26 protein-coding genes are annotated in these 24,049 nt (G+C 70.3%); 6 read left to right on the plus strand and 20 right to left on the minus strand.

The window, feature by feature from the left end; translation table 11 throughout:
* Positions 1-4: 4 nt before the first annotated feature.
* Both AB0L91_RS00810 and AB0L91_RS00815 read right to left on the minus strand, forming a co-directional pair.
* Entirely contained in the window at positions 5-274 is a 270-nt protein-coding gene (locus tag AB0L91_RS00810; protein ID WP_355277235.1) for an acyl carrier protein, read from the minus strand.
* A 27-nt stretch (positions 275-301) separates the two neighbouring features.
* Positions 302-1,978 (minus strand): fatty acyl-AMP ligase, encoded by a 1,677-nt coding sequence (locus AB0L91_RS00815; RefSeq protein WP_365006777.1) that lies wholly within the window; start codon positions 1,976-1,978, stop codon positions 302-304.
* A gap of 175 nt (positions 1,979-2,153) precedes the next feature.
* On the opposite strand from AB0L91_RS00815, the gene AB0L91_RS00820 reads away from it, so the two are divergent.
* Positions 2,154-2,885: a metallophosphoesterase gene (locus AB0L91_RS00820; RefSeq protein ID WP_357344978.1), complete on the plus strand. Its 732-nt coding sequence runs from the start codon at positions 2,154-2,156 to the stop codon at positions 2,883-2,885.
* Here the strand turns inward: AB0L91_RS00820 and AB0L91_RS00825 are convergent.
* The 3 genes from AB0L91_RS00825 to AB0L91_RS00835 all read right to left on the minus strand — a co-directional run bounded on the left by AB0L91_RS00825 (position 2,882) and on the right by AB0L91_RS00835 (position 5,906).
* A complete protein-coding gene (locus AB0L91_RS00825) occupies positions 2,882-3,511 on the minus strand; it encodes an NUDIX hydrolase (RefSeq protein WP_365006778.1) in 630 nt (209 codons plus the stop codon). The two genes, AB0L91_RS00820 and AB0L91_RS00825, sit on opposite strands and share 4 nt — an antisense overlap.
* Before the next feature lie 128 nt (positions 3,512-3,639).
* Positions 3,640-4,932 carry an adenylosuccinate synthetase gene (locus AB0L91_RS00830; protein ID WP_365006779.1) on the minus strand — a complete coding sequence of 431 codons (1,293 nt, stop codon included), beginning with the start codon at positions 4,930-4,932 and terminating at the stop codon, positions 3,640-3,642.
* A 26-nt stretch (positions 4,933-4,958) separates the two neighbouring features.
* Positions 4,959-5,906 (minus strand): hypothetical protein, encoded by a 948-nt coding sequence (locus tag AB0L91_RS00835; RefSeq protein WP_365006780.1) that lies wholly within the window; start codon positions 5,904-5,906, stop codon positions 4,959-4,961.
* A gap of 147 nt (positions 5,907-6,053) precedes the next feature.
* Between AB0L91_RS00835 and AB0L91_RS00840 the strand changes: the two genes are divergently transcribed.
* Entirely contained in the window at positions 6,054-6,764 is a 711-nt protein-coding gene (locus AB0L91_RS00840; RefSeq protein ID WP_365006781.1) for a hypothetical protein, read from the plus strand.
* A 10-nt stretch (positions 6,765-6,774) separates the two neighbouring features.
* On the opposite strand, the gene AB0L91_RS00845 is transcribed toward AB0L91_RS00840, so the two are convergent.
* Positions 6,775-7,293, minus strand: a complete 519-nt coding sequence (locus AB0L91_RS00845) for a helix-turn-helix domain-containing protein (RefSeq protein WP_365006782.1) — start codon at positions 7,291-7,293, stop codon at positions 6,775-6,777.
* Positions 7,294-7,381: 88 nt separating this feature from the next.
* On the opposite strand from AB0L91_RS00845, the gene AB0L91_RS00850 reads away from it, so the two are divergent.
* Positions 7,382-7,819, plus strand: a complete 438-nt coding sequence (locus AB0L91_RS00850; RefSeq protein ID WP_365006783.1) for a nuclear transport factor 2 family protein — start codon at positions 7,382-7,384, stop codon at positions 7,817-7,819.
* A 6-nt stretch (positions 7,820-7,825) separates the two neighbouring features.
* Here AB0L91_RS00850 and AB0L91_RS00855 read toward each other — a convergent pair whose 3' ends face one another.
* The gene (locus AB0L91_RS00855) at positions 7,826-9,403 is read right to left on the minus strand and encodes an ABC-F family ATP-binding cassette domain-containing protein (RefSeq protein ID WP_357344969.1); all 1,578 of its coding nucleotides are present in this window, start codon (positions 9,401-9,403) and stop codon (positions 7,826-7,828) included.
* 297 nt (positions 9,404-9,700) lie between these two features.
* Between AB0L91_RS00855 and AB0L91_RS00860 the strand changes: the two genes are divergently transcribed.
* A complete protein-coding gene (locus AB0L91_RS00860) occupies positions 9,701-10,312 on the plus strand; it encodes a GNAT family N-acetyltransferase (RefSeq protein ID WP_365006784.1) in 612 nt (203 codons plus the stop codon).
* Here the strand turns inward: AB0L91_RS00860 and AB0L91_RS00865 are convergent.
* The 6 genes from AB0L91_RS00865 to AB0L91_RS00890 form a co-directional block, all read right to left on the minus strand.
* Positions 10,302-10,874, minus strand: a complete 573-nt coding sequence (locus AB0L91_RS00865; RefSeq protein WP_355277260.1) for an adenine phosphoribosyltransferase — start codon at positions 10,872-10,874, stop codon at positions 10,302-10,304. The two genes, AB0L91_RS00860 and AB0L91_RS00865, sit on opposite strands and share 11 nt — an antisense overlap.
* 47 nt (positions 10,875-10,921) lie before the next feature.
* On the minus strand, positions 10,922-12,634 hold the full coding sequence (locus AB0L91_RS00870; protein ID WP_365006785.1) for an ABC transporter substrate-binding protein: 1,713 nt from the start codon (positions 12,632-12,634) through the stop codon (positions 10,922-10,924).
* Between the two features lie 23 nt (positions 12,635-12,657).
* Positions 12,658-13,836 carry a protein translocase subunit SecF gene (gene secF / locus AB0L91_RS00875; protein ID WP_355277264.1) on the minus strand — a complete coding sequence of 393 codons (1,179 nt, stop codon included), beginning with the start codon at positions 13,834-13,836 and terminating at the stop codon, positions 12,658-12,660.
* Positions 13,833-15,542, minus strand: coding sequence for a protein translocase subunit SecD (secD, locus tag AB0L91_RS00880; protein ID WP_365006786.1), 1,710 nt, complete (start codon positions 15,540-15,542; stop codon positions 13,833-13,835). Before secD ends, secF begins: the two co-directional genes overlap by 4 nt.
* Before the next feature lie 105 nt (positions 15,543-15,647).
* A complete protein-coding gene (gene yajC / locus AB0L91_RS00885; RefSeq protein WP_355277268.1) occupies positions 15,648-15,989 on the minus strand; it encodes a preprotein translocase subunit YajC in 342 nt (113 codons plus the stop codon).
* Positions 15,990-16,097: 108 nt separating this feature from the next.
* The gene (locus AB0L91_RS00890; protein ID WP_357344959.1) at positions 16,098-17,588 is read right to left on the minus strand and encodes an NAD(P)/FAD-dependent oxidoreductase; all 1,491 of its coding nucleotides are present in this window, start codon (positions 17,586-17,588) and stop codon (positions 16,098-16,100) included.
* Positions 17,589-17,666: 78 nt separating this feature from the next.
* Here AB0L91_RS00890 and AB0L91_RS00895 point away from each other — a divergent pair, with 78 nt between their 5' ends.
* Together AB0L91_RS00895 and AB0L91_RS00900 are read left to right on the plus strand one after the other, a co-directional pair.
* Positions 17,667-18,296 (plus strand): TetR/AcrR family transcriptional regulator, encoded by a 630-nt coding sequence (locus AB0L91_RS00895; protein WP_355277273.1) that lies wholly within the window; start codon positions 17,667-17,669, stop codon positions 18,294-18,296.
* A gap of 36 nt (positions 18,297-18,332) precedes the next feature.
* A complete protein-coding gene (locus AB0L91_RS00900) occupies positions 18,333-18,911 on the plus strand; it encodes a DivIVA domain-containing protein (protein WP_357344955.1) in 579 nt (192 codons plus the stop codon).
* An 11-nt stretch (positions 18,912-18,922) separates the two neighbouring features.
* On the opposite strand, the gene AB0L91_RS00905 is transcribed toward AB0L91_RS00900, so the two are convergent.
* From AB0L91_RS00905 to AB0L91_RS00935, 7 genes are all read right to left on the minus strand, one after another.
* Positions 18,923-19,435: a GtrA family protein gene (locus AB0L91_RS00905; RefSeq protein ID WP_308248646.1), complete on the minus strand. Its 513-nt coding sequence runs from the start codon at positions 19,433-19,435 to the stop codon at positions 18,923-18,925.
* 43 nt (positions 19,436-19,478) lie between these two features.
* Positions 19,479-20,576, minus strand: coding sequence for a Holliday junction branch migration DNA helicase RuvB (gene ruvB / locus AB0L91_RS00910; RefSeq protein ID WP_355277279.1), 1,098 nt, complete (start codon positions 20,574-20,576; stop codon positions 19,479-19,481).
* A gap of 3 nt (positions 20,577-20,579) precedes the next feature.
* Positions 20,580-21,179 (minus strand): Holliday junction branch migration protein RuvA, encoded by a 600-nt coding sequence (ruvA, locus tag AB0L91_RS00915; protein WP_218721115.1) that lies wholly within the window; start codon positions 21,177-21,179, stop codon positions 20,580-20,582.
* Positions 21,176-21,745: a crossover junction endodeoxyribonuclease RuvC gene (gene ruvC, locus AB0L91_RS00920; RefSeq protein WP_365011128.1), complete on the minus strand. Its 570-nt coding sequence runs from the start codon at positions 21,743-21,745 to the stop codon at positions 21,176-21,178. The genes ruvA and ruvC overlap by 4 nt, the downstream gene beginning before the upstream one ends.
* Before the next feature lie 91 nt (positions 21,746-21,836).
* The gene (locus AB0L91_RS00925; RefSeq protein ID WP_365006787.1) at positions 21,837-22,271 is read right to left on the minus strand and encodes an acyl-CoA thioesterase; all 435 of its coding nucleotides are present in this window, start codon (positions 22,269-22,271) and stop codon (positions 21,837-21,839) included.
* 39 nt (positions 22,272-22,310) lie between these two features.
* Positions 22,311-22,823 (minus strand): MmpS family transport accessory protein, encoded by a 513-nt coding sequence (locus AB0L91_RS00930; RefSeq protein ID WP_365006788.1) that lies wholly within the window; start codon positions 22,821-22,823, stop codon positions 22,311-22,313.
* A 58-nt stretch (positions 22,824-22,881) separates the two neighbouring features.
* Positions 22,882-24,015 (minus strand): ABC transporter substrate-binding protein, encoded by a 1,134-nt coding sequence (locus AB0L91_RS00935; RefSeq protein WP_365006789.1) that lies wholly within the window; start codon positions 24,013-24,015, stop codon positions 22,882-22,884.
* Positions 24,016-24,049 lie beyond the last annotated feature (34 nt).

Below are 24,049 nucleotides of genomic sequence, written 5' to 3' on the forward strand. Positions count from 1 at the left end.
CCGTTCATGCCGCGTAGGCGAACTCGTCGGCGAGATAGCCGGCGATCGCGGCGATGGTCGGATAGTCGAAGACCAGCGTGGGGTCGATCTCGAGGGACCAGCGGTCCTCGATCTCCCCGCACAGCGAGACCGCCGAGACGGAGTCCATGCCGAGCTCGGCCAGCGGGATCGACGGATCCACCTGGTGCGGGGCGCGGTCGGTGTAGTCGGCGACCCGCTCGACGAGCCAGTCCTGGATCGAGGTCGACGGGTGGGCGGTGGTGGTGCGGAACATGGTCGGCTCCTGGCTGGTCGGTGTCGATCAGATGGTCAGCGCGTGGTCGAGCGCCGGTTCGAGGTCCTCGTGCAGTACCCGTTCGAGACTGTGGGTCAGGAACGCCTCGCGCATCGAGCCGCGCTGGATCTTGCCGCTGGTGGTGCGATGCACCGAGCGCGCGGAGCGGGCGGCGACGAGCACGACGTTCGGGGCGGGCACATCGAAGCCGCGGGCCACCGCGATCTTGATCGCGGAGGTCAGCTCGGCGAGCGTGGTGTCACCGAGCAGGTCCGGCCGCACGCCCTGCATCACGACCAGCCGTTCCTTGTCGAGCACGTCCACCGAGACCACCGCGCCCGCGTTGCCCGCCAGCGCGGGGTGCAGTTCCTGCACGCGTTCCTCCACATCGGCCGGGTGGACATTGCGGCCGTTGACGATCAGCAGGTCCTTGAGGCGGCCCGCGACGAACAGGTCGCCGTCGTGGAGCAGGCCGAGATCGCCGGTCCGCAGGAACGGTCCCTCGGTGCCGAGGTGGGCGTCGAAGGTCGCGCGGGTCTCGGCGGGCCGGTTCCAGTACCCGGCGGCGACGCTGTCCCCGCGGACCCAGATCTCCCCGGTGGCGCCGTCCGGCAGTTCTTCCAGGGTCGACGGGTCGACGATCCGGATCTCGAGGCCGTCGGCCGCGCGGCCACAGCCGACCAGCGGGGCGTCGCCCGGCCGGTCGTAGTACACCGGAGCCGCGCCCATCGCCGCGGAGCTGGCCAGCAGCGTCACCTCGGCCATCCCGTAGGCGGGCAGGAACGCGGTGGGACGCAGCCCGGCGGGCGCGAAACGCTCCAGCACCGCCTCGATCGTGCGGGCCCGCACCGGCTCGGCGCCGCTGAGGGCGGCCTCGAGGCTGCTCAGGTCGAGTTCGGCGAGTTGCTCGTCGCTGACCCGGCGCAGGATCAGGTCGTAGGCGAAGTTCGGGGCGGCGGTGTAGGTCGCCCGGTACCGGTCGATGACCTGCAGCCAGCGCACCGGGCGCTTGATGAACGTCGTGGGCGCCATGAACACCAGGTTCGCGCCCACGTAGGCGGCGCCGAGCAGCATGCCGATCAGGCCCATGTCGTGGAACTGCGGAATCCAGCTGACGCCGGTCGACCCCTCGGTCATCCCGCCCGCGACGATCGCGGCCTCGTTGTGCAGCAGATTGCGGTGCGTGACGACGACGCCCTTGGGCGTGCCGGTCGATCCCGAGGTGTACTGCAGGAAGGCGATGGTGCCGAGGTCGATCTCGGGCAACTGCCAGGCGTCGGCGTCGCCGAGCGGCTGGTCCGTGGCGACGACGGTCGCGCCGGTGGTGGACTCGACGAGCGGTGCGAAGTCGGTGGTGGTGAGCACCAGCTGCGCGCCGGAGTCGGCGATGACGCCGCGCACCCGCTGCGCGGCCCGGTCCTCGTGCGGCAGCGGCGCCGGAACGGCGACGACACCGGCGTACAGGCAGCCGAGGAAGGCCCGCAGGAAAGCCATGCCGTCGAGGTAGAGCAGCACCACCGGCTGGGCGGCCTCCGGCTGCTGCGACAACCACTGGGCAAACGCGCGGGCGTCACGGTCGAGCTCGCGGTAGGTGACGACCTCCTCGACCAGGTCGCGCCCGGATTCCCGCAGGTAGATGTAGGAACGGGTGTCCGCGTACCGGGAGAACTGCTGCCTGACGTGGTGCACGTAGCTCGACTGCATGTCGTGGTTCCTTCGGAGGGTTCGGGGGCGTAGCTACTACTCTGCGCTCCTCGGCCGCGCACCGGAAGAGACCTCAGGGGCCACCCGCCGAACCCTCAGGGTGGGCACTCCCGCCCCCTGGGGTGGCGCGGGGAATCGCATTGACAGCCGCGCACCGCTGTGGCCTGCTTGGCGGGTGGGGAACATCGCGCCGATCCGTCTCGCCGCCACCGCCGACCTGCATCTGCGACCGGCCGTCGCCGGGAAGTTCCGGCCCGGCTTCCTCGACCTGGACCGCCACGCCGACCTGCTGCTCCTCGGCGGTGACCTCACCGAGGGCGGAACCAGGGCCAACACCGAGTTGCTCTGCGCCGAACTGGCCGATCTCCCGATTCCGGTGCTCGCCGTCCTGGGCAACCACGACCACGACGAGAACCGCGGCGAGTTCATCACCCGCCGGCTCACCGAGACCGGTGTCGTTGTGCTGGACGGTGATTCGACGACGCTGACGATCCGCGGGCAGCGGGTCGGGGTCGCCGGGGTGATGGGCGGATCGGGCGGCTTCCCCGGCCATCCCGGTGATCCCGAGACGGGATCGGCCGAGCATCGGGCCAGGATGCGCCGCGGCCCGGTCGACGCCGCACGCCTGCGCGCGGCGCTCGAGCGCCTGGACTGCCCCACCCGGATCGCCCTCACCCACTTCGCCCCCGTCGTCGACACCCTCGTCGGCGAGCCCACGTCCATCTATCCCGGCCTGGGATGTCACGCCACGGGCGAGGCGATCGACGCGGGACGCGCCACGCTCGCGCTACACGGGCACGCCCACGCGGGCAGCGAGTGCGGGCAGACCGCGGGCGGGGTGCCCGTGCGCAATGTGTCCTACCCGGTGTTGCGCCGGACCTACGCCGTCTACGACCTGCCCGGCTAGTTCTCGGTGACGTCGAAGGCCCACACGACCGCGGGCCTGCCGGTGGCCTTCACCCGCCGCCGCTCACCGGTGCGGTCCAGCCCCGGGATCGCGGCCAGGGTGCGATTGAGGTTGGCGGGGTCGGGGCGCGTGCCGTGCAGCGAGGTGCTCAGCTCGACCGCGCGGGTGGCGGGGAACTCAGCGCCCGCCAGCGCCCTGGTCAGCGTCCGGTCCTTCCACAGCAGACCGGCGAGCAGACTCCGGCTGGTCTCGACGATCCGGTTGTGGTCGAAGGCCAGCGGGGGCACCGCGTCGAACTCCACCCACTCGGCCGTTCCCTCGTGCTCGGCGACGACCGCCCACATGGCGATCGACAGCGTCGGCCCGCGCGGATCGCGATGCGGTTCGTCGAAGGTGACCAGCTGACCGACCGCGCCGATCGCCTCGACCGGCACGCCCAGCTTGGTGTGCACCGCCCGCCGCGCGGCCTCGGCCAGCCGCTCGCCCCGGCCGAGCAGCACACCGGGCAGCGCGAGTTCGCCGGTGAACGGTTCGAACTCGCGGGCGGCGATCCCGACGCGCACCGCGCTGTCGGTCTCCCAGCACCGCAACGTGACGACATCGATCGATACGACGGATTGCTCCACGTCGTCCCATCCTGCCGGAATCCCGCGCCGAATGGGAACCCACGCCGACGTCGGCGGGCGGCGCGTGTCCGCCGTGCGGAGACCGCCGCCGAGCTCATGCCACGGCCGGCCCGGCGCCCTGGATTCGCTCACGCGGACCGGGCGGCCGTCGCGACGCGGTCCCCGGCGGTCGCGCCGAGCACAGGTCGGCGCACCCTGCGGTCCCGCCGGTCCGGCCCGTGCCCGGTCAGCACGACCGGCACACCGAGGCGGCGGGCGAGCCAGTCCGCCGGATCGCCGACGACGGGTTCGAGCACCGGGGTCGCCGCGGACAGCCGGTCGGTGAGTCGTTGCTGGTGCTCGAGATCACGCCATGGGCCGGGCCTCAGCTCGGTGACCCGACCCGCCGCGGTGTCGTATGCCGCTGCGGCACCGAGGGTTCCGGGCGCGTCGAGATGGTTGACCACCAGCCCGTCGATCCCACCGCAGACCTCGACGGCGTAGCGCAGCAGGATCGGATCGAGGTGCCCCTGCCGGAACGCGCCCTGATAGGGACCGGTGCCGTTGTGCGGCTCCGGGTGTCCCAGCGGCGCTTCGGTCGGCAGCGGGCCCGCGCCGTGCCTGGTCATATAGGTGCGGGTGACGCCGAGCACCCTGGCCGTGCCCCCGACCCCGGCGATCAGAGCGCGGGCATGGCGCGGCTCCACCGTCGACCACGTGGTGTGCGGATGCAGTCCGCGCCACTCGTCGAGCAGCACCCCCTGCGCCCCTTCGAAGACGAGCCTGCCCCGCGCCGCGGCGCGGGTGAGCTCGCCGTCGTCGCTGACGCGGACCGCGCCGGCGAAATCGCGGTACATCGCCACCAGCGCGTCGACCGATTCGTAGCCGTGCGCGCTGGGCCCGATCAGCGCGTCGTAGTGCGCGGCCAGCCGGTCCAGCTTGGCGCGCAGAATCGTGGGCGTTCGGCAGTCGGCGACCGTCGGCGCGTCGTGCTCCAGTGCGTACCAGGCGGTTTCGCCGATGCCCCGACCGCAGGAACCGTGCCGCGAGGAACCCCTCGCGTCCTCGCGGGCACGGTTCGCCGCGATGTGGATCGGCGTGGTGAGCAGGGCCCGGCCGTCGACGGCGAGCAGCCCCAGCGGATCGCGCACCCCCAGTGCCGCGAGCCGCTCGGATTCGGCGGCGAGCGCGATCGGCTCCACGAGCATGTGCCGCGAGAGCACGGTCGGCACATCGTGGAAGGTGCCCGCGCCGAACTGGGCGAAGGTGTGGTGGCGGCCGTCGGCGACGACATTGTGCGCGGCCTGCGCACCACCGTTGAACCGCACGACCGCCGCCACCCCGAGGTCCGCCTCGGGTGCGCACAGCCAGTCCACCGTCGCGCCCTTACCCGCGTCGCCGAAGCCCAGATCGACGACGACGAGGTGTTCGGTGTCGAACACGGCTGTACCCCTTCCCTTTTCGTGTGTCACTTGCCGGGCGGCAGGGCGCGGACGCCCCTGGGCGGCTGCGCGCCGAGAGCCCGGCTCACCGCGTCGGCCTCGTCGACCGACCCGACATCGCGCAGGTCGGCCAGGCCGGTGTCGACATCGACCCGGTCCTCACCCAGCCCGATGGTCAACGCGATCAGTTCGCAGACCGCGCCGGGGTCGTCGAGCTTCAGGAAGTTCTGGCCGAGCAGGCCGCGCCAGTGCTCGGCGATCTCCGGATCCCGGTAGTACGACGACTGATTCGGCAGGATGTAGTACACGTGCCAGCGTTCGGCCAGCTCGCGATAGATCGACTCCACCGACACATCGCGCCGCACGTGATCGCCGATGACCGCCCTGATGTGGCGAGCCGCCAGCCGCGGCTTGTTCAGCTCGTCGCCGATGATGAACAGGTAGCCCCGCTTCCCACGCTTGTCCCACGCGTCGGTCGCGACGTGCTGTGCCATGAAATAGGCGGCCAGCTCGTAGCTTTCGGACTTCTGCCCGCCCCCGCCGCCCTCGAGCAGAACGGCCCGCAGCTGCTCGTCCATCCGGTTGTCGGATTCGAACTGCCCGATCTGCAACGGCACCCGATCGGTGTCGGCGTCGCCGATCGCCCCGAACAGGATCTGCGGATCCTCCGCGTAGCCCTTGTTCTTCAGCAGTCCGTGCAGTTTGCCGAGCTTGTCCTGCATGATCCGCGGCACCCGCCCCATCGACCCGGTGACATCGAACAGCACGGCCACCGGCAGCGAGTTCCCGTGCTCGGCCGAATCCCGGCACTCCCGCTTCCCCACCCCGAACGGATCCAGCAACGGATGCGCGCACCACGTGTCATACGGCCGCTCCCGCATCTGCGCGGTATACCCGAAATCGTCCTCCCCCGCCCGCGCCCGAAACGTCTTCCCCGCCAGGTACGCACTGTCATCCCAATGCCCATACCCCATCAGAACCACTCCCTTTCGTCAGCGTGCTTTTAGTCTATTCAACCAAAACAACGATCGTCAAGAGCCCCAGCCGATTCGCCCTGCACCGACACCACCGCGCCCGGCGACGCGACAGTCCCGGCACCGACCGAATATCACGCCGACGCGGTGGTCGCGTTCCATCGTGGCGGCGAGCGGATCCCGGCCGTGGTCGTCGAGGTCCAATTGCGACCGGACCCCGACAAACGGTGGTCCTGGCCGGTCTACGTCGCCTCGCTGCGCGCCCGCCTCCGCTGCCCGACGCTCTTGCTGGTCGTGTGCCCTGATACCAGGACCGCGCGCTGGGCCGCGAAACCGATCGATCTCGGGTACGGCAATCCGTCGGTGGGATTGTCCCCACTGGTGCTCGACCCGGCGGGAGTCCCGGTGGTCACCGACCTCGACGCGGCGGTCGACCTACCCGAGCTGGCGGTGCTGTCCGCCCTGGCACACGCGCGACATCCCGACCACCGCGAGATCTGGAAAGCCCTGCTCGCAGCCCTCGGCGCCCTGGGTGGCGACCGGGCTGCGCTGTACTATGACTTCATCCTGTCGACGCTGCCCGCCGCAGCGCGATCCGAGTGGGAGGCACTGATGGCCGCCGGGCTCCAAGGCTACGAATATCGCAGCGAGTTCGCCCGCAGGTACTTCGCGGAAGGCGAGGCTCAGGGCGAGGCCCGTGGCGAGGCCAAATCCGTGCTGACAGTGCTCGACGCCCGCGGGATCGCCGTACCCGCCGAGGTCCGCGAGCGGATTATGAGCTGCGACGATCTCGACCAGCTCCAGCGATGGCTCCGCAAGGCACTCGAAGTCAACCGAGCAGCCGACCTCCTGGCCTGACGCCACCCGATCACCCGCTGCCCGACGAGTCGGGCAGCGGGGTGAGGTGGTGGCCGATGAGGGTGGCGCCGGGGCCGGGGCGGCCGCCGGGGCCGGGGTGCCAGGTGACGTTGGTGGCGGTGAGGGGGGTGGCGCAGTGGTGGCAGACGACGACGCCCTCGGTGATGTGGCCGCAGTCGCGGTGGACGACGTGCAGGGGTGGGCCGTCGGGGGCGGACAGCCAGCGGTCGCCCCAGGCAAGGAGCATCGTCAGGACGGGGTAGAGATCGCGGCCGCGTTCGGTGAGGACGTATTCGGTGCGGACCGGATTGTCTTGATAGACACGGGCTTCCACGATCTCGTTGTCGCGCAGCGTGCGCAGGCGATCGGCGAGGACGTTGGAGGCGATGCCGAGGTCGCGGCGCAGATCCTCGAAGCGGGTGATGCCGAGGAACAGGTCGCGCAGGATCAGCGGGGTCCACCGCTCCCCCACGATGCCCACCGTGCGGGCGATCGAGCACACGATGTCGGCGAACTCCGTCTTGGCCATACCGCCATCGTAGTCCATTGCTTTTTGCAAGCTACCTGGTTACGGTCGGGTTGTCCGGGAATTCCGTCCGTGAGGAAGGAGTGCGATCGTGACCGACGCACTCGCAGACAGCCAGGTGGGCGATCCGGTCGCCCGGTTCCGCCACGCCACCACCGCCAACGACATCCCCGCCCTGCTCGACACCCTGACCGAGGACGCCGAACTCGTCTCGCCGGTCTCGGGCCGGCTGGTGTTCCGCGGCCGCGCCGACCTCGCCCCGCTGCTGACGCTGATCTACCGCGCGATCGCCGAGCTGCGCTGGACCGACACCATCGGCTCGGGCGACACCCGGATCCTGTTGGGCGAGGCCAGGTTCGGCCCGCTGCGGATGACCGAGGCGATGGTGCTCGACCTCGCCCCGGACGGGCGCATCCACCGGATGCGCCCGCACCTGCGGCCCTGGCTCGCGATCACCGCGGTCGCGCTGTGGCTGGGGCCGACCATGCTCCGGTACCCGGCGGTCATCCGCCGGGCCGCCGCGCGGTAGCCCCCGCTACTCGACCAGTCCCTCGGGCGTGAGCTCGAGGGTGCGGGTCACCCCGATGTCGTCGAGGAACCGCGCGTCGTGGCTGACCACGATGAGCGCGCCCTCGAAACTCGCCAGCGCCTGGGTCAGGTGCCCCAGGCTGGGCAGGTCGAGGTTGTTGGTCGGCTCGTCGAGCATCAGCAGTTTCGGCGCCGGTTCGGCGAGCAGCAGGGTCGCCAGCGCGGCCCGCAACCGCTCCCCGCCCGACAGCGCCGCGGCCGCGATATCGGCGTCGGCACCGCGAAACAGGAAGCGCGCCAGCTGACCTCGGATCTGCTCGGCACTCGCGTGCGGCGCGGCATCGGCGACATTGTCGAACACGCTGCGCGTCTCGTCGAACACGTCGAGCCGCTGGGGCAGCAACCGCCACGGCACCTTCGGCTGTTCCTCGACGATCCGGCGCAGCAGCGTGGACTTGCCCGCACCGTTGCGCCCGGTGAGCGCGATCCGCTCCGGTCCGCTCACCCGCAGGTCCACCACCGGACCGTTGGCCAGCCGCGCCTGCTCGAGCGTGACGACGTCCTGCCCCGGATACAGCCGGGTCCCCGGCAGGTCGATCCGGATCTCCCGGTCCGCGCGCACCAATTCCTCGGCGTGGTCGAGGGTTTCGCGCGCGGAATCGAGCTTCTCGATGTGCGAGGTGCGCAGCTTGCCCGCCGACACCTCGGCGGCGTTCTTGCGCAACCCCGCCACGATCTTCGGCACCCGCTTGTTGTCCTGCATCTTCTGCGCGAACCGCTGCCTGCGGTCCAGCTTGGTCCGCGCCTCGACCAGCTCGCGGGCCTGCTTGCGGACATCGCTGCGCGCGTCGCGCACCGCCGCGCGGGCCGCCTCCTGTTCCTGCTCGACGATCCGTTCGTACTCGGTGAAATTGCCGCCGAAGGAACGGATCTCGCCCGCTCGCAACTCGGCGATGCCGTCCATCCGGTCCAGCAGTTCCCGGTCGTGGCTCACCACCACGACCGTGCCGGGGAACTGCCGGATGACCTCGTAGAGGCGCGTGCGCGCGACCGCGTCGAGGTTGTTGGTCGGCTCGTCGAGCAGCAGTACGTCGGGCTCGCGCAGGAGTTCGGCGACCAGTCCGAGCAGCACGGTCTCGCCGCCGGAGAGCGTGTCGAGGGTGCGGTCCAGGTCGGCGACGGAACCGGCGACATAGTCCAGGCCCAGCTTGCCGAGCAGCGCGATCGCCTCGTCCTCGATCTGCCAGTGCACGCCGACGGTGTCGAAGTCCTCGGGTGTGCCCTCGCCGCGCTCGATGCGGTGCAGCGCGGCACGCACTTCGGCGATGCCGAGCACGGTCTCCACTCGCTGTCGCGCTTGCATGCCGAGGTCCTGGCGCAGGTAGCCGATCCGGCCGGGCGCCGTGATCGAGCCACGGTTCGGGCGCAACGCGCCGGTGATCAGCCGCATCAGGGTGGATTTGCCCGCGCCGTTGCTGCCGACCAGGCCGATCTGGCCCGGTCCGACGACGGCGTCGAGCCCGTCGAACACGACGGTGCCGTCCGGCCAGTGGAAGGACAGATCGGAAAAAGAAAGAGAGGTCATACGGATCCCCTTGAGGTGCGACGGATACACGGTGCGCAGAGTGCGGACCGTCCGGGAGCGCTACCTCAAGAAATCAACGCATGACTCCGATCGCCGGGAACAAGACCACTCATTGATAGCACCGCACCGCACCTTCGCGCCACCCCTTTTCCGGCATGGTGAGCCCGCTCACCCGACGGCGTTCGATCGGGCGCAGGACCGTTCGGCCCCGTCCGCTACCGCTCGTCGTCACGGCTAGCCTGGACGCCAGGGCGATTCTCAGCCGACGAAGGCTGGACCTGTGATCGGAGGACCGTGATGACGGAGCCGAAACGACTACGCGCCGCCACACCGGGAGACGTGCGGGCCGCCGCCGACGCCCTCGGTGCCGCGTTCCAGCACGACCCGGTGATGAGCTGGATCCTGCCCGACGAGCACCGGCGCGCCGTCGGCCTGCCCCGGTTCTTCGGCACCATGGCCCGCCACATCTTCTTCCCCGCCGACGCCTCCGACCTCGCCGTCCGCCCCGACGGTTCCGTCGCGGGCGCCGCGCTGTGGACGCCGCCGGAGCGCCAGCCCGCCGCGAGCGCCGAACTGCGCGTCGTGCCCGGCCTGATCCGCGCCTTCGGGCGTCGCGTCGGGGCGGGCAGAACGGTCGGCGACCTGCTCAAACAGCATCACCCGTCGACCCCGCACTGGTACCTGGCGATGATCGGCACCCGCCCCGAGGATCGCGGCGCGGGCTACGGCCACACCCTGCTGCGCTCCCGGCTCGACCGGATCGACGCCGAGGGCGCGGCCGCCTACCTCGAATCCAGCAACCCCGACAACGTGCCGTACTACGAGCGCTTCGGCTTCACCGTCACCGACGAGATCCGGATCCCCGGCGGCCCGCCGCTGTGGCTGATGTGGCGCGCGGCTAGAGCTTGACGATCGAGGTCACCGGGTAGTCGCCCTGGTGCTCGCGGCCCTTCAGGAACTCGAGCTCCAGGACGACGGCGGCGGCGACCACCTCGGCGCCGACCTCGGTGAACAGCGCGGCCGCGGCAGCGAGCGTGCCGCCGGTGGCGAGCACGTCGTCGAGCAGCAGGATGCGCTTGCCCGCGAGCTCGACCCCGTCGGCCGGGATTTCCAGTGCGGCGGAACCGTATTCGAGCTGGTACTCGCGCGACACCACCGGCGGCGGCAGCTTGCCGCCCTTGCGGATGGCGAGCACACCGGTGCCGAGGGTGGCCGCGACACCCGCGCCGAGCAGGAAGCCACGCGCGTCCACCCCGGCGACGATGTCGGCGTCGGGGGCGACGGCGGCGAAGCAGTCGATGACCGCGCGGAAGCCCTCGGCGTCGGCGAACACCGGGGTCAGATCGGCGAAACGCACACCCGGCGTGGGGAAGTCGTCGTGCCAGCGGGTCAACCGCGACACCGCGTCGGCGGCCTTGCCGGTCCGCGCGCTGACCTGGTCGTCGGACTCGACCACCGCGTGCTTGCTCATCGACACCTCTCCCTCACGGTCACGCCCCGCGTGACTGTCACCACTGCTCATCGCTGCAACACCCAGCGATCCATGTTCCACCCGGTTCCGGCCTGGGTCGGCCCGGCGATCCCGTTCTGCATGCCGTTGCCGAAGGCGATCAGGCGCGGCGTCGCGAACAACGGGATGCTCGGCAGCTGCGCCCACAGCAGGTTCTCGGCCTCGGTCAGCAGATTCAGCGTCACGGTCGAGTTCGTCTCGCCCGCAAGCTGATCGGTGATCGCATCGTAGCGACCGTTGGCGAACCCACCGACATCGAGGCCGTTACCGGCCCGCAACGCCGCGAACGCGGCCACCCCAGTGGTCGATCCGGCCGGGCCGGGGACGGCCGCGGTGCCACCAAGCACCGCGTCGACCGCGCCCTCGGCCAGCCTGGCCGGGGTGAAATCCGGTGCGCCCGCGTCGACCACGGTGATCCCCGCCCCGCGGCAGGACTCGGCGATCATGGCGACGGTCTTCGCCCGACGCGCGTCCGGGGCCTGGTAACCGATCCGGACGGTCGGCTGGGGGGCACGGGCCGAGGCCAGCGTCGCCGTCGCGGCCGGGATGTCGGCGCCCTTGTAGCGGTCGGCCCCGCCGATCACGGCCGGGTAGTACAGCGAGTCCTGCTGCACGACATGAGCGTTGAGCGGACCGGCGCCCAGGCCGCTCTTCGGCGGGTCCCCGGCCTTGCCGAGGGTGTCGAACAGTGCCTGGCGCGGCACACACTGGGCGAACGCGCGACGGACCTCGACGGGACCGAACACCCCGGCGGTGGCGAGCACGAGCTGCTCGGCGCTCCGGCTGGCGACGGTCTGTTCGTCGAAACCGTCGAGCGTCAGGTCGGCGACCGAACCGGCACCCAGATCGACGACGCCGAACGCGTTCTCCTTCGCCTTCGCCGCGTAGTCGGTGCCCTTGGGCCACACCACGATCCGGCTGGTCGCCGGCGGGCTGCCCCACCACTTCTCGTTCGCGACCAGGACCAGACCGTCCTTCGCGGTGAAGGATTCGATCCGGTACGGCCCCGAGGACGGGAACTTGGTCAGGTCGAGCGAGCCCGCCTTCATGGTCCAGCCCGCGTTCCAGAAGTCGGCGATGCGGCCCAGCACGGCACCGTCTCCGGTCTGCAGGGCGCTCACCACGCTGGGCACGCCGACGGCCTGTGCCACCACGTGCGCCGGCATCAGCTCGGCGGCGGTGAACAGCGTCCGCCACGGCAGGTAGTGCCTGCCGGGGCGGAACACCACGGTGGCGTCCTTGGAACCCGGCTGGCAGTCGACCCGCTCGATGTCGGCGTAACCGGCGGTGCTCGCCGCGTCGAACAGCGGGACCGGGCCGCGCTCGCCCGGCCGGGTGAACCGGCCCGAGCGCGCCGACCAGGCGAGCACCAGATCGTCGCAGGAGGTCTTCACGCCGTCGGAGTACACCCCGTCCGGGTTGAGCCGGTACTGCACGGTCTGCGTCTCGCCCGGCACTTCCTTCGCGGTGCCCGCGTCGGTGTCGGCGACCTGCTGACCGTCCGGTCCGGTGTAGAAGAACCCGGTGAGCACCCGGCCGAACACCGCGGCCGCGCCGCTGGTCGCGCCGAGCGTGCTGCCGCCGTTGTAGCTGGCGACCGCCGCGTCGACGGCGTACCCGATGGAGGGCACCTGGTTCTTGCTCGAGCAGCCGGCCACCAGGCCGGTGCCCAGGGCCGCCGTGGCCAGGACGGTGATCAGTCGTATCGTGCCGCGTCGCATGATGAGACCCCCTGCTGTCGCCGTCAGTTCCTTCTCTTGTGCCGCTTCCCGCTGGGCCGGGCACCCGGCCGCGGCGCCCCGGCATCGCTCGGACGCGGACCACGCGGCGCACCGGCGGCGGCACCCACCGGTACCCGGGCGGCCGGACCTGCGGCACGCTTGGCCAGCACCTTCTTGGTGTGCGCGGCCACCGGACCCCAACGCTCCTTGATCGACACCAGCACCGGAACGGCGAGGAAGATCGACGAGTAGGCGCCGACGATCATGCCGACCAGCTGCACCAGCGCGAGGTCCTTGAGCGTGCCGACGCCGAGCAGCCAGACCGCGATCACCAGCATGCCGATGATCGGCAGGATGCCGATGACGGTGGTGCTGATCGACCGCATGAGCGTCTGGTTGGCGGCGAGGTTGGCTTGCTCGGCATAGGTGCGCTTGTTCAGGTGCAGCACGCCACGGGTGTTCTCCTCGACCTTGTCGAAGACGACCACGTTGTCGTAGAGCACGTAACCCAGAATCGTGAGCAGACCGATCACCGCGGCGGGGGTCACCTCGAAGCCGACCAGCGAATAGATGCCCGCGGTGACGATGAGGTTGAAGAACAGCGACACGATGGCCGCGACCGACATGTCCCGCTCGAAGCGGATCGCGATGTAGATCATCGTGAGCGCGACGAACACCCCGAGCGCGATCAGCGCCTTGTTGGTGATCTGCCCGCCCCAGGTCTCACTGATCTCGGCGATGCTGATCGCGTTGCGGCTGACCTGGCCGTCGGAGTCCTTCGGCTGGAACGCCTCGAACAGCGCGGTCTGGACCTGCTCGGTCTGCGCCGCGTCCAGGGTCTCCGAGCGCACCTGGATGGTGGCCGAGGCACCGGAGCCGACCTTCTGCACCGACACCGGGCCGTGGCCGAGGGTCTGCGCGTAGACGTCCTCCACCTGCTGGGTGGAGATGTCGGCGGCGGGGATCTGGATGCGCGAACCGCCGGCGAAGTCGATGCCGAGGGTGAAGCCGCGCACCGCGATGCTCAGCACCGAGATCAGCAGCAGGGCCGCCGCGATGCCGTAGAACAGCTTGCGGCGGCTGACGATGGGGAAACCGCCGGTGCCGGTGTAGAGCCGCTCGAAGAACCCGTGCTTCGGGGCCTGCGACGCCTCGGCCTGGTCCAGGTACACCGACTCGTCGGTGGGATGGGCGTTGGTCATCGTGACATCTCCTTCGGCCTTGGCTGGCCCGCGGCGCGCTCCCTGGCGATCTGCTGCACCGAGCCGAGACCGTTCACCGACGGCTTCGCCCAGAACGGCGAGCGCGAGACGATCATCATCAGCGGCGCGGTGACCAGGTAGAGCACGATCACGTCGAGGACGGTGGTGATACCGAGGGTGAAGGCGAAGCCCTTCACCTGGCCGGCGGCGAGCAGGTACAGCACGACCGAGGCGATCAGGCTGACCGTCTTACCGGACAGGTTGGTGCGCTGCGCCCTGGCCCAGCCGCGCGGCACCGCCGAGCGGAAACTGCGGCCCTCGCGCATCTCGTCCTTGATGCGCTCGAAGAACACGACGAACGAGTCGGCGGTGAGGCCGATACCGATGATCAGACCGGCGATGCCCGCCAGGTCGAGGGTGAACCCGATCCAGCGCCCGAGCAGCACGATGATGCCGTAGACGGCGGCACCGGCCGCGATCAGCGAGAACCCGGCGATCAGGCCGAGCATCCGGTAGACGAGCAGGCAGTACAGCAGCACCGCGATCAGGCCGATGGCGCCCGCGAGCAGACCCGCCTTCAGCGAGGACAGGCCCAGCGTCGCCGAGACGGTCTCCGCCTCCGAGGTCTGGAACGACAGCGGCAGCGAGCCGTACTTGAGCGTGTTGGCCAGCTCGGACGCGCTGTCGGCGGTGAAGCTGCCCGAGATCGAGGTGCGACCACCCATCTGCGGACCCTGCTGCACCTGCGGCGCGCTGACGACCTTCGAGTCGAGCACGAACGCGACCCGCTTGTAGACGTACTCACCGGTCAGCGCCTGCCAGGCATCCGCGCCCGCGGACTTGAACTCGAGGTTCACCTCGTGCCGGGCCTGCTGGGAGTTCAGGCCGGAGGTCGCGTCGGCGATCTCCTGGCCGTCGATGCGGCTCGGGCCGAGCAGGAACACCTCGGTGCCGTCCTGCGAGCAGGTGACCAGCGGCAGCGCCGGGTCGTCGTTGCCTGCCAGCGGGTCGGGCTTGGTGCAGTCCATGCTCGCCATGGCGACCTGCTGCACGGCCTGGTCGGTGCTCTGCCGCAGCGCCTTGGCGTCGGCGATCTCCTTGGCCTGCTGCTGCTGGACGGAGGTGCCGCCAGGTGCCGGGGTCGGCGTCGGCGGTGCCTGCGCCGGGAACACCCGCGACTGCGGGGCCGGCGTGGTCGGCTCGCCTGCCGCGGGAGCGGTGGTCTCACCGGTCGCGGGGGCCGACGTCTCGCCGGGCGCGGGCGCGCTCGTGGTCGGCGTCCCGCCCTGGGCGGGCGGCACCTGCGGCGCGGCGCCACCGGCCTGCGGCTGCGTCGCGGCCAGCACCGGCCGAATGTAGAGCTTGGCGGTGGTGGCCAGCGCGCGGGCCTGCTGGCTGTCCTCACCGGGCACCGTGATGACGAGGTTGTCGCCGTCGATGACCACTTCGGAGCCGGAGACACCGAGGCCGTTGACACGGTTCTCGATGATCTCCTGGGCCTTCTTCAGGCTGTCCTGGCTGGGCCTGCTGCCGTCGGGGGTGCGCGCGGTCAGGGTGACGCGGGTACCGCCCTGCAGGTCGATGCCGAGCTTGGGCGTGGGGGAATGGTCACCGGTGAAGAACACCAGCGCGTAGATCACGGCCAGCAGCGCGGCGTAGACGCCGAGCAACCGGTACGGATGCGCCGATCCTTGGGAAGGTGGCACAGCAGGTCATCTCCTAGGCGGAAGTCGAGGTCGGAACGGGTGGGCACGACGATGCCCGCGCCGGTGCCTGCCGCAATGCGGGGCACCGGCGACGAGGGAGTGCGATCAGTCCTTGGTCAGCCGGGTCTCGGTCTGCTCCGCGGACTCCTCGACGGCGGCGTCGGTCGCGGGGGTGGTCTCCTCGACCGCCTGCTCGTCGGCCCGCACCTCGCGGATCGCCTGACGCAGCCAGGTGGTGACGACGTCCTCGGCGATCTCCAGGTCGACGGTGGTGTCGTCGAGGTCGACGACGGTGCCGTACAGGCCCGACGTGGTGACGACCTGGTCACCGACCTTCAGACCCTCCTGCATCGACGAGACCTTCTCGGCCTCCCGCTTCTGTTTGCGGATACCGAAGAACATCGGCACGAGCAGGGCGAGGATCAGCAGCGGAAACAGGAAGTCCATCGTCGAAGTCAGTCCCTAGTCAGTGGTGGACGTGCATGTACGCCTGACAGTCTGCCAGTTCCCCGCCGCGACGACACACCGGACACCGTCTCTCCCTCCGCGCGCCGCTCAGGCGGTGCGGCCGTAGGTGTAGTCGTCGAGCGGGAAGGTGACCGCCTCACGGTGCGCGTTCGCGGTGCTGGTCGGGCGCAGCAGCGCCGCCTCACCGTGCTGGTTGAAGTAGTAGCTGCGGGCGGTGGCGCAGTCGCCGCCGTAGAACACCGAGGAGCCCAGCTTGTCGGTGACCCGGTCCAGGAACTCGGCGTTGGCCCGCTCGGTGACCTCGAAGGTCTGTTCGCCGCGCCGGAACAACTCGGTGAACAGCCTGCCCATGTGCTTCATCTGCGCCTCGATGGTCGTGAAGTACGACAGCCCGCTGTAGGAGTAGGGGCTGTTGAGGCTGAGGAAGTTGGGGAACTTGGGCACGGTGATGCCCTCGTAGGCCTGGAAGCGGTTGTCGCGCCAGAACTTTCCGAGGTTCACCCCGTCCCGGCCGACGATCTCGATGGCCGGGAAGTTCACGTCCCACAGGTTGAAGCCGGTGGCCAGCAGCAGCGTGTCGATCTCGGTCTTGTGCCCGTCGGCGGTGACGATGCCGTCGGGTTCGACGTGGTCGATCGAGTTCGTCTCCAGCCGCACGTGCGGTTTGTTGAACGTCGTGAAGTACCGGTTGGAGAAGGTCGGGCGCTTGCAGCCGAAGTCGTAGTGCGGGGTGAGCTTGGCCCTGGTCTCCTTGTCCCGGACCTGGGCGAACAGGTGCGCCTTGGCCAGCATGGCGGCCGCCTTGTTCAGCGGCTTGGCCTGCGCGTAGTGCAGCACGCCGACGACCATCAGCGCCTCGAGCATGCTCGTGTTGACCAGCCGGGCCGCCTTCTGGGTGAGCGGCACCTTGGCGAACAGCTCCTGGACGGCGCCGGGGATCGGGGCGTCCACCTTGGGCACCACCCAGATGGGTGTGCGCTGGAAGACGGTCAGCGCGGCGACCCGCTCGGCCACCTCGGGCACCAACTGGACAGCGGTCGCGCCGGTGCCGATGATCGCGGCCTTGCGCCCGGTCAGGTCGTAGTCGGCGTCCCAGTCGGTGGTGTGGATGATCTTGCCCGCGAAGGACTCGATCCCGGGGAACGGCGGGGTGTAGGGCTGGGACAGGAAGCCGGTCGCCGCGAGCAGGTAGCGCGCCGTCACGGTCTCCCCGCCGGCGATCGAGACCACCCACTGCTGGTTGTCCTCGTCCCAGCGGGCGCCGTCGACGACGGTGCCGAACCGCATCCGCCTGCGCAGGTCGTACTTGTCGGCCACGTGCTCGGCGTACTTCTTGAGCTCGGCGCCGGGGGCGAACAGCCGGGACCAGTGCGGGTTCGGCTCGAAGGAATAGGAGTAGGTCACCGAGGCGATGTCGACGGCCAGGCCCGGATACCGGTTCACATGCCAGGTACCGCCCAGGTCGTCCTCGCGCTCGAGGATCACGAAATCGTGCAGTCCGAGCCGGTCGAGCTCGATCGCGGCGCCGATGCCGCCGAATCCCGCCCCGACCACGACCGCGTCCAACTGAGGTGCCACGCCGAACCTCCACATACATCAGGTGTCTGTAACAGAATGACACATCATTCCGTCGGCGGCGACAGTAACATCAGCCCGGTGACGAAGCCATCCGCCCGCGTCGAACAGCGCAAAGCCGAATTGCGCAGGGAGATCATCGACACCGCGTTCGACTGCTTCTCCGAGAAGGGCTATCACGCCACCGGCATCGCCGACATCGCCGTGCGCCTCGGCATCGGGCACGGCACCTTCTACCGCTACTTCGCCAACAAGCGCGACATCATCGACCACGTCATCGACGACGTGACCAGCCGCGTGTTCACCGCGCTGGCGACCGAGCTCAGCCCCGAGACCGCCACCACCCTCGACGAGTACACCGCGCTGCTCGACCGGATCGGCGAATCGCTCAACCGGGTGCTGCTCGACGATCCCCGGGTGCCGCAACTGCTGCTGCTCCACGCGACCGGCATCGACGACGAGCTCACCGCCCGGGTGTTCGGGCTGCTCGACTCCACCGAGATCGTCATCACCGGGTATCTGGACCACGGCGTCCGCTGGGGTTATCTACGGGCCGATCTGGATACTCCCACCACGGCGAAAGCCGCACTGGGGATGGTGGTCGCCGGCATCGTGCACGGCATGCGAACCCCTGATCCGGCGCTGCTCGCGGTGTACAGTCACGCGGTACGGCGGCTGTTCATCGAAGGCGTCCGAGTTGCTGCGCGATGACGAAAACCCGTGGGATAGAAGGGCAATCCTGACACAATGACCGCTGTGACGCCCGACGATGTGAGCCGCACCCACTTCGCCATGCCGACCCTGGGTCATCGCGGCTACCACGCAGACGAGGTCGACGCGTTCCTCGAACTGGTCTCGGCCACCCTGGACGGGCAGGGCGTCCTCACCGCCGACGACATCCGTCACGTGCATTTCGGCGCCCCGAGGTTCGGTGGCCGCGGCTATCAGGCCGACCAGGTCGACGACTTCCTGGACCGGGTCAGGACCGAGCTCGAGTACCGGCAGAAGGGCGGCGCCCCGGTCCCCGCGGCCCGGCCCGGCGACGACGTGGCCGAGATGCTCACGCCCGACGACGTGCACCGCATGCGGTTCAGCCAGTCGACGGTCGGCAGGCGGGGGTATCACGAGGAAGAGGTCGACGCCTTCCTCGATCTGGTCGCCGCGACGCTGGCGCACAACGGTCCGGGCAGCCTGACCGCCGCCGACGTGCGCGGCGTGCGCTTCACCGACACCCGCCTCGGCACCCGCGGCTACTCCCGCGAGGAGGTCGACGCCTTCATCGACCTGGTGACCACCGCGCTCGAACACGCCGAACGCAGGCAGTGAGCGCGGTCTGATCAGCCCTGGATGCTGTGCAGTTCGGCCTCGCGCAGGTCGTCGGGGAAGACGTAGCGGCGGAACGCCCAGAACCGGAACGCCATCGCCAGCAGCACGCCCAGGATCTGCCCGGAGACGAAGTTGGCCACCGCCTGCACCACCGGATCCACGTGCGGCACCCGCAGATTCAGCACGTACAGCGAGATCGCCTGCGGGATCATCGTGACGCCGATACCCAGGGCGCTGACGGTGAAGAACAGCGCCGCCTCGTGGCTGCGCTGCCTGCCGCCCCTGGTGCGGAAGGACCACTCGCGGTTGAGGATATAGGAGGCGATGGTCGCGATCAGCGCACCGAGCAGGCGCGCGGTCAGCGGCTTGTCACCGAGCACCGTCAGCTTCACCGCGTATACGACGCCGGTGTCGATGAACCAGGTGATCGCACCGACGACCGCGAACTTCAGGAGCTCCCGATGCTTCAGGAGCAGGGAACGCAACGGCTCGGGGAATCGCTGCACCACCGCATGGACTGCCACCCGGCCGACAGTAGACGACGATCGGGCGCCTCGCCCACCTGGCTCAGTCGAGCAGGTCCATGCTCGGTTGCGGTTCGCGCCCACGCACTTCGATGGCGCCGATGACCAGATCGGGCGGGGGCACCAGCCCGAGATGCTCCCAGGCCGCCGCGGTCGCGACCCGGCCGCGCGGGGTCCGGGCGACGAGCCCGGCGCGCACCAGGAACGGCTCGCACACCTCTTCGACGGTGGCCGCTTCCTCGCCGACGGCGACCGCGAGCGTGGACACGCCCACCGGTCCCCCGCCGAAACCGCGCACCAGCGCGCCGAGCACGGCGCGGTCGAGCCGGTCCAGGCCGAGCGCGTCGACGTCGTAGACCTCGAGCGCGGCCATCGCGATCGGGTGGGTGATCACGCCGTCGGCCCTGACCTCGGCGAAGTCACGGACGCGGCGCAGCAGGCGGTTGGCGATGCGCGGGGTGCCGCGGGAGCGGCCCGCGACCTCCGCGGCGGCATCGTGGTCGATCTGCACGCCGAGGATGCGCGCCGAGCGCTGCAGGATCCGCAGCAGCTCGGCGGGCTCGTAGAAGTCCATGTGGCCGGTGAAGCCGAACCGGTCGCGCAGCGGGCCGGTCAGCGCGCCGGAGCGGGTGGTGGCGCCGACCAGCGTGAACGGGGCGATGTCGAGCGGGATCGAGGTCGCGCCGGGGCCCTTGCCGACCACGACGTCGACCCGGAAGTCCTCCATCGCCAGGTACAGCATCTCCTCGGCGGGGCGGGCCATCCGGTGGATCTCGTCGATGAACAGCACATCGCCCTCGACCAGGTTGGACAGCATGGCGGCGAGGTCGCCCGCGCGTTCCAGGGCCGGCCCGGAGGTGATGCGCAGCGCGGTGCCCAGTTCGGCGGCGATGATCATCGCCATGCTGGTCTTGCCGAGGCCGGGCGGGCCCGAGAGCAGCACGTGATCGGGGGTGGCGCCGCGCTGCCTGGCGCCGCGCAGCACCAGGGCGAGCTGTTCGCGGACGCGGGGCTGGCCGATGAAGTCGTCGAGCGAGGTGGGGCGCAGGCCGGTCTCGGCTTCGCCGTCGGAGTGCAGATACCGCGCGGTGACGGCGGATTCGTCGGGTTCGCCGGGCGCGAGCTCGAAATCGTCGTCCATGGCCTACCTGTTCTTGCCGAGCAGGCCGAGGGCGGCGCGCAGGGCGACGGAGGTGGTGGCGGTGGGCTGGTCGGCCAGGACGGCGTCGACGGCCGGTTCGGCCTGCTTCACCGGGAAGCCGAGCCCCACGAGCGCCTCGGTGACCTGCTCGCGGACGGGGGTGACCGGGACCTGCGCACCGGGCGGACCGGCGGGCACCGGCACCAGGTTCACCTTGTCGCGCAGTTCGACGACCATGCGTTCGGCGCCCCGCTTGCCGATGCCGGGCACCCGGGTGAGCGCGGCGACATTGCTCTCCGCCAGCGCCTTGCGCAGCGCCTCCGGTTCGAGAACGGCCAGCACCGCCATCGCCAACCGGGGGCCGACGCCGGATACCGTCTGCAGCAGCCCGAACAGGTCGCGCGCCTCGGTGTCGGCGAAGCCGAACAGGGTCATCGAGTCCTCGCGCACGATCATCGCCGTGTACAGGCGGGTCTCCTCGCCGCGGCTGAGCCCGGCCAGCGTCGCCGGGGTGGCGTTGAGCCGGTAGCCGACGCCCGCGGCTTCGATCACCACATGGTCGAGCGCGATCTCGAGTACCTCGCCGCGAACCGACGCGATCACCCGCGCACCACCTTCCGTTGTTCGGCCAGCCGTTCTTCGTAGCGGCGGCGGACCTCGTCCGCCTGCGCCTGCGCGGCCGCCATCCGGTCCATCAGCGGCGCCCGCCAACAATGACAGATCGCCAGGGCGAGCGCGTCGGCGGCGTCGGCGGGTTTCGGGGCGACCTGCAGCCCGAGAATCCGGGTCACCATGGCGGTGACCTGCGCCTTGCCCGCGGTGCCGTTGCCGGTGACCGCGGCCTTCACCTCACTGGGCGTATGGAAGGCGACCTTGATTCCGCGCCGGGCGGCGGCCAGCGCGATCACCCCGCCCGCCTGCGCGGTGCCCATCGCGGTGCGCACGTTGTGCTGGGCGAAGACTCGCTCGATCGCGACGGCCTCGGGCCGATGCGTGTCCATCCAGTGCTCGGCCGCGTCGGCCACCGCCATCAACCGATGCGCCAGCTCCGCCTCGGGTGGTGTCCGCACCACCCCGACATCGATCGCGACGACCTTGCGCCCCGGCCCACTGTCCACCATGCTGAGCCCGCACCGGGTGAGCCCGGGATCGACGCCCATCACCCGCACCGGCAGCCCCTTCGAAGACACGAACAATTGTTCGAAAGTCTAGAGCATTCCCCCGCTGCCACCGACCAACGACACGGACGCCGGCCACCGGTCAGGCCAGCCCGAGCAGGGCGTGATCCTTCGCGAACTCGGCCCAGACCCTGGCGGGATCGGCGACGAGCTTGCGCTCGCCCAGGTCGAGCAGACCGGCCACGTACGACACGGTCGCGGCGACCTCGCCGTCGTCCCTGGTCAGCGTGTGCTCGACCCGATAGGTCTTGCCACCGCTCCAGGTCCACCGGCAGTCGATCTCCACGGTGTCGTCGGCGCGCAGTTCCCGGTGGTAGCGGACGTTCAGCTCGAGATTCACCGGCCCGAGGCCCGCCGCCAGCAGGTCGGGCACCGAGACGCCCGCCGCCGCCACGCACGCGAACCGCGCGTGATCGGCGAACTGCTGGTAGGCCGAGCCGGTGACATGCAGTTGGGCGTCGAGGTCCGTGACGCGCACGGGGATCCGGACCCGAAACGGCACAGCAGATTCCGTCATGCCCGCCAGTGTGGCAGCGGGGTCCGACAGGTTCCGCGCTCAGTCGATGGTGGCGCTGCAGGTGACGAAGCCGAAGGTGCCGGTGGAGGTGTCCTCGTCGAGCACCTTGCCTTCGCGCAAGATCCGGCAGCTGACGGTGCCTTCCTCCAGGCCGGTCGTCGTCACGGTGATGCTGCCCATCTTGGCGAAGCCGGAGACGGTGACGTCCTTGCGCCAGGGCACGCTCGACCCGTTCGCGGTGTTCTGGTCGAAATCGCCGCTGTAGTAGGTGATGTCGACCTGCGAGGCGGTGCCGCCCACCTCGTAGACCAGGTCGGCGCTGCTGTTGACCTCTTTGTCGACCTGCCAGGCCGCGACGCCGATGATCGCCGCGCAGCCGCCGCCGAGCAGGACCAGCACCAGCACGACACCGCCGACGATCCACGGCCAGACCGGCTTCTTCTTCGGCGGCTGCGGATACCCGTAGTTCGGTGGGTACCCGCCCTGCGGATACCCACCCTGACCTTGCGGATACCCGCCCTGATACGGCGGCGGTGGCGGCTGATAGGTCATCGGTCCCCCTCGGGCACAAGCGGATAGAGCCAGGACACTACCCGACGGAACCGACCGGCTACGGCGTGCTCGGTAAGCCGATCGCCGGGTCGACGAACCGGTTGGTGACGATCGCGCCCGCGGTGATGCCGTCGGGGACCGCCAGCCCGCGGGCGCGCAGGATGGGCGTGACCACGCCGATCACCCGGTCGACGCGCCCGGTGTCGAAGTCGCCGAGGGTGGCATCGGGCCCGTTGCCGACGATCTGCTGCGCGAGTTGCACCCGCACCGAATCGGTATTGCCGCCCGCGGTCATCGGCGGGCCGTCCGGAATCGTTTGGGCGATCCGCAGCAGCGCCTGATTGACCGGCTCGGGATCACGGACGTAGTCGACCTGGGCCTGCTGCAACATCGGCACGAGCTTGCTCAGGCACGGCGCCAGCGCGTCCAGCTCGCCGCTGCGCACCGACCACGCGTGCGGGTAGATCTCGTAGCCGGATTCGTGCACCAGCAGCGATTTCACCGGCTTGAGCCAGCCCTTCACGTCGTGCTCCCAGCGATAGGGCTCGTTGGAGACGTACCCCTGCTGCATCGCCTTGCCCCGCTCGGCCACGAAGCGGCTCGGCGTGCCGTCGAAGGAGGCGTCGGCCTGGGCGGCGGAGACGTCGCCGTGCGCGATCAGGTAGTCCATGAACAGCTTGCCCTCGCTGTAGACCACCGGCGCGCCGGTGCCGGGCACGTCCTTCCACGAGGTGACCTGCGGATAGGTCGCCGGGTCGAACAGCACGATCTGCGGGTTCACGTCGAGGGAGGCGAACACCCCGGTCACCGGGAACTTGGCGGCGGCTCGCACCGCGTCGTCGGTCGGGACGAAGCCGAGGGTGATGCTCTGGTCCTGATACATCTGGGCGGGCACCGGCTGCCCGCCCAGGAACGGACCGCCCAGGCGCACTTCGACATTCACGCCGGTGTCACCGAGCGGGCCGGAGTAGGCGCCCTTCTGCACGTCGACGGTGCCGTTCGGCCCGACCAGCTGGTAGGCGGCCGCCCGCTCAGGGGTGGCGTACCAGTCGGTCTGGATGACGACGGTCGCCGGGCAGACCCCGGCGAGCGCGCCCTGACCGGTCGGCGCGGGCACCGAGGTCGTGCCGGTACAGGCGGTCAGCGCGGTGGTGCCGGCCAGCACGGCCGTGGCGAGGAGATGTTTCTGCACCGGAGGTTCCTTCGGGGTCGAGCGAATACGAGGG

The organism is Nocardia sp. NPDC051833, assembly GCF_040681225.1.
In the GTDB taxonomy this organism is placed as follows: Bacteria; Actinomycetota; Actinomycetes; order Mycobacteriales; family Mycobacteriaceae; genus Nocardia.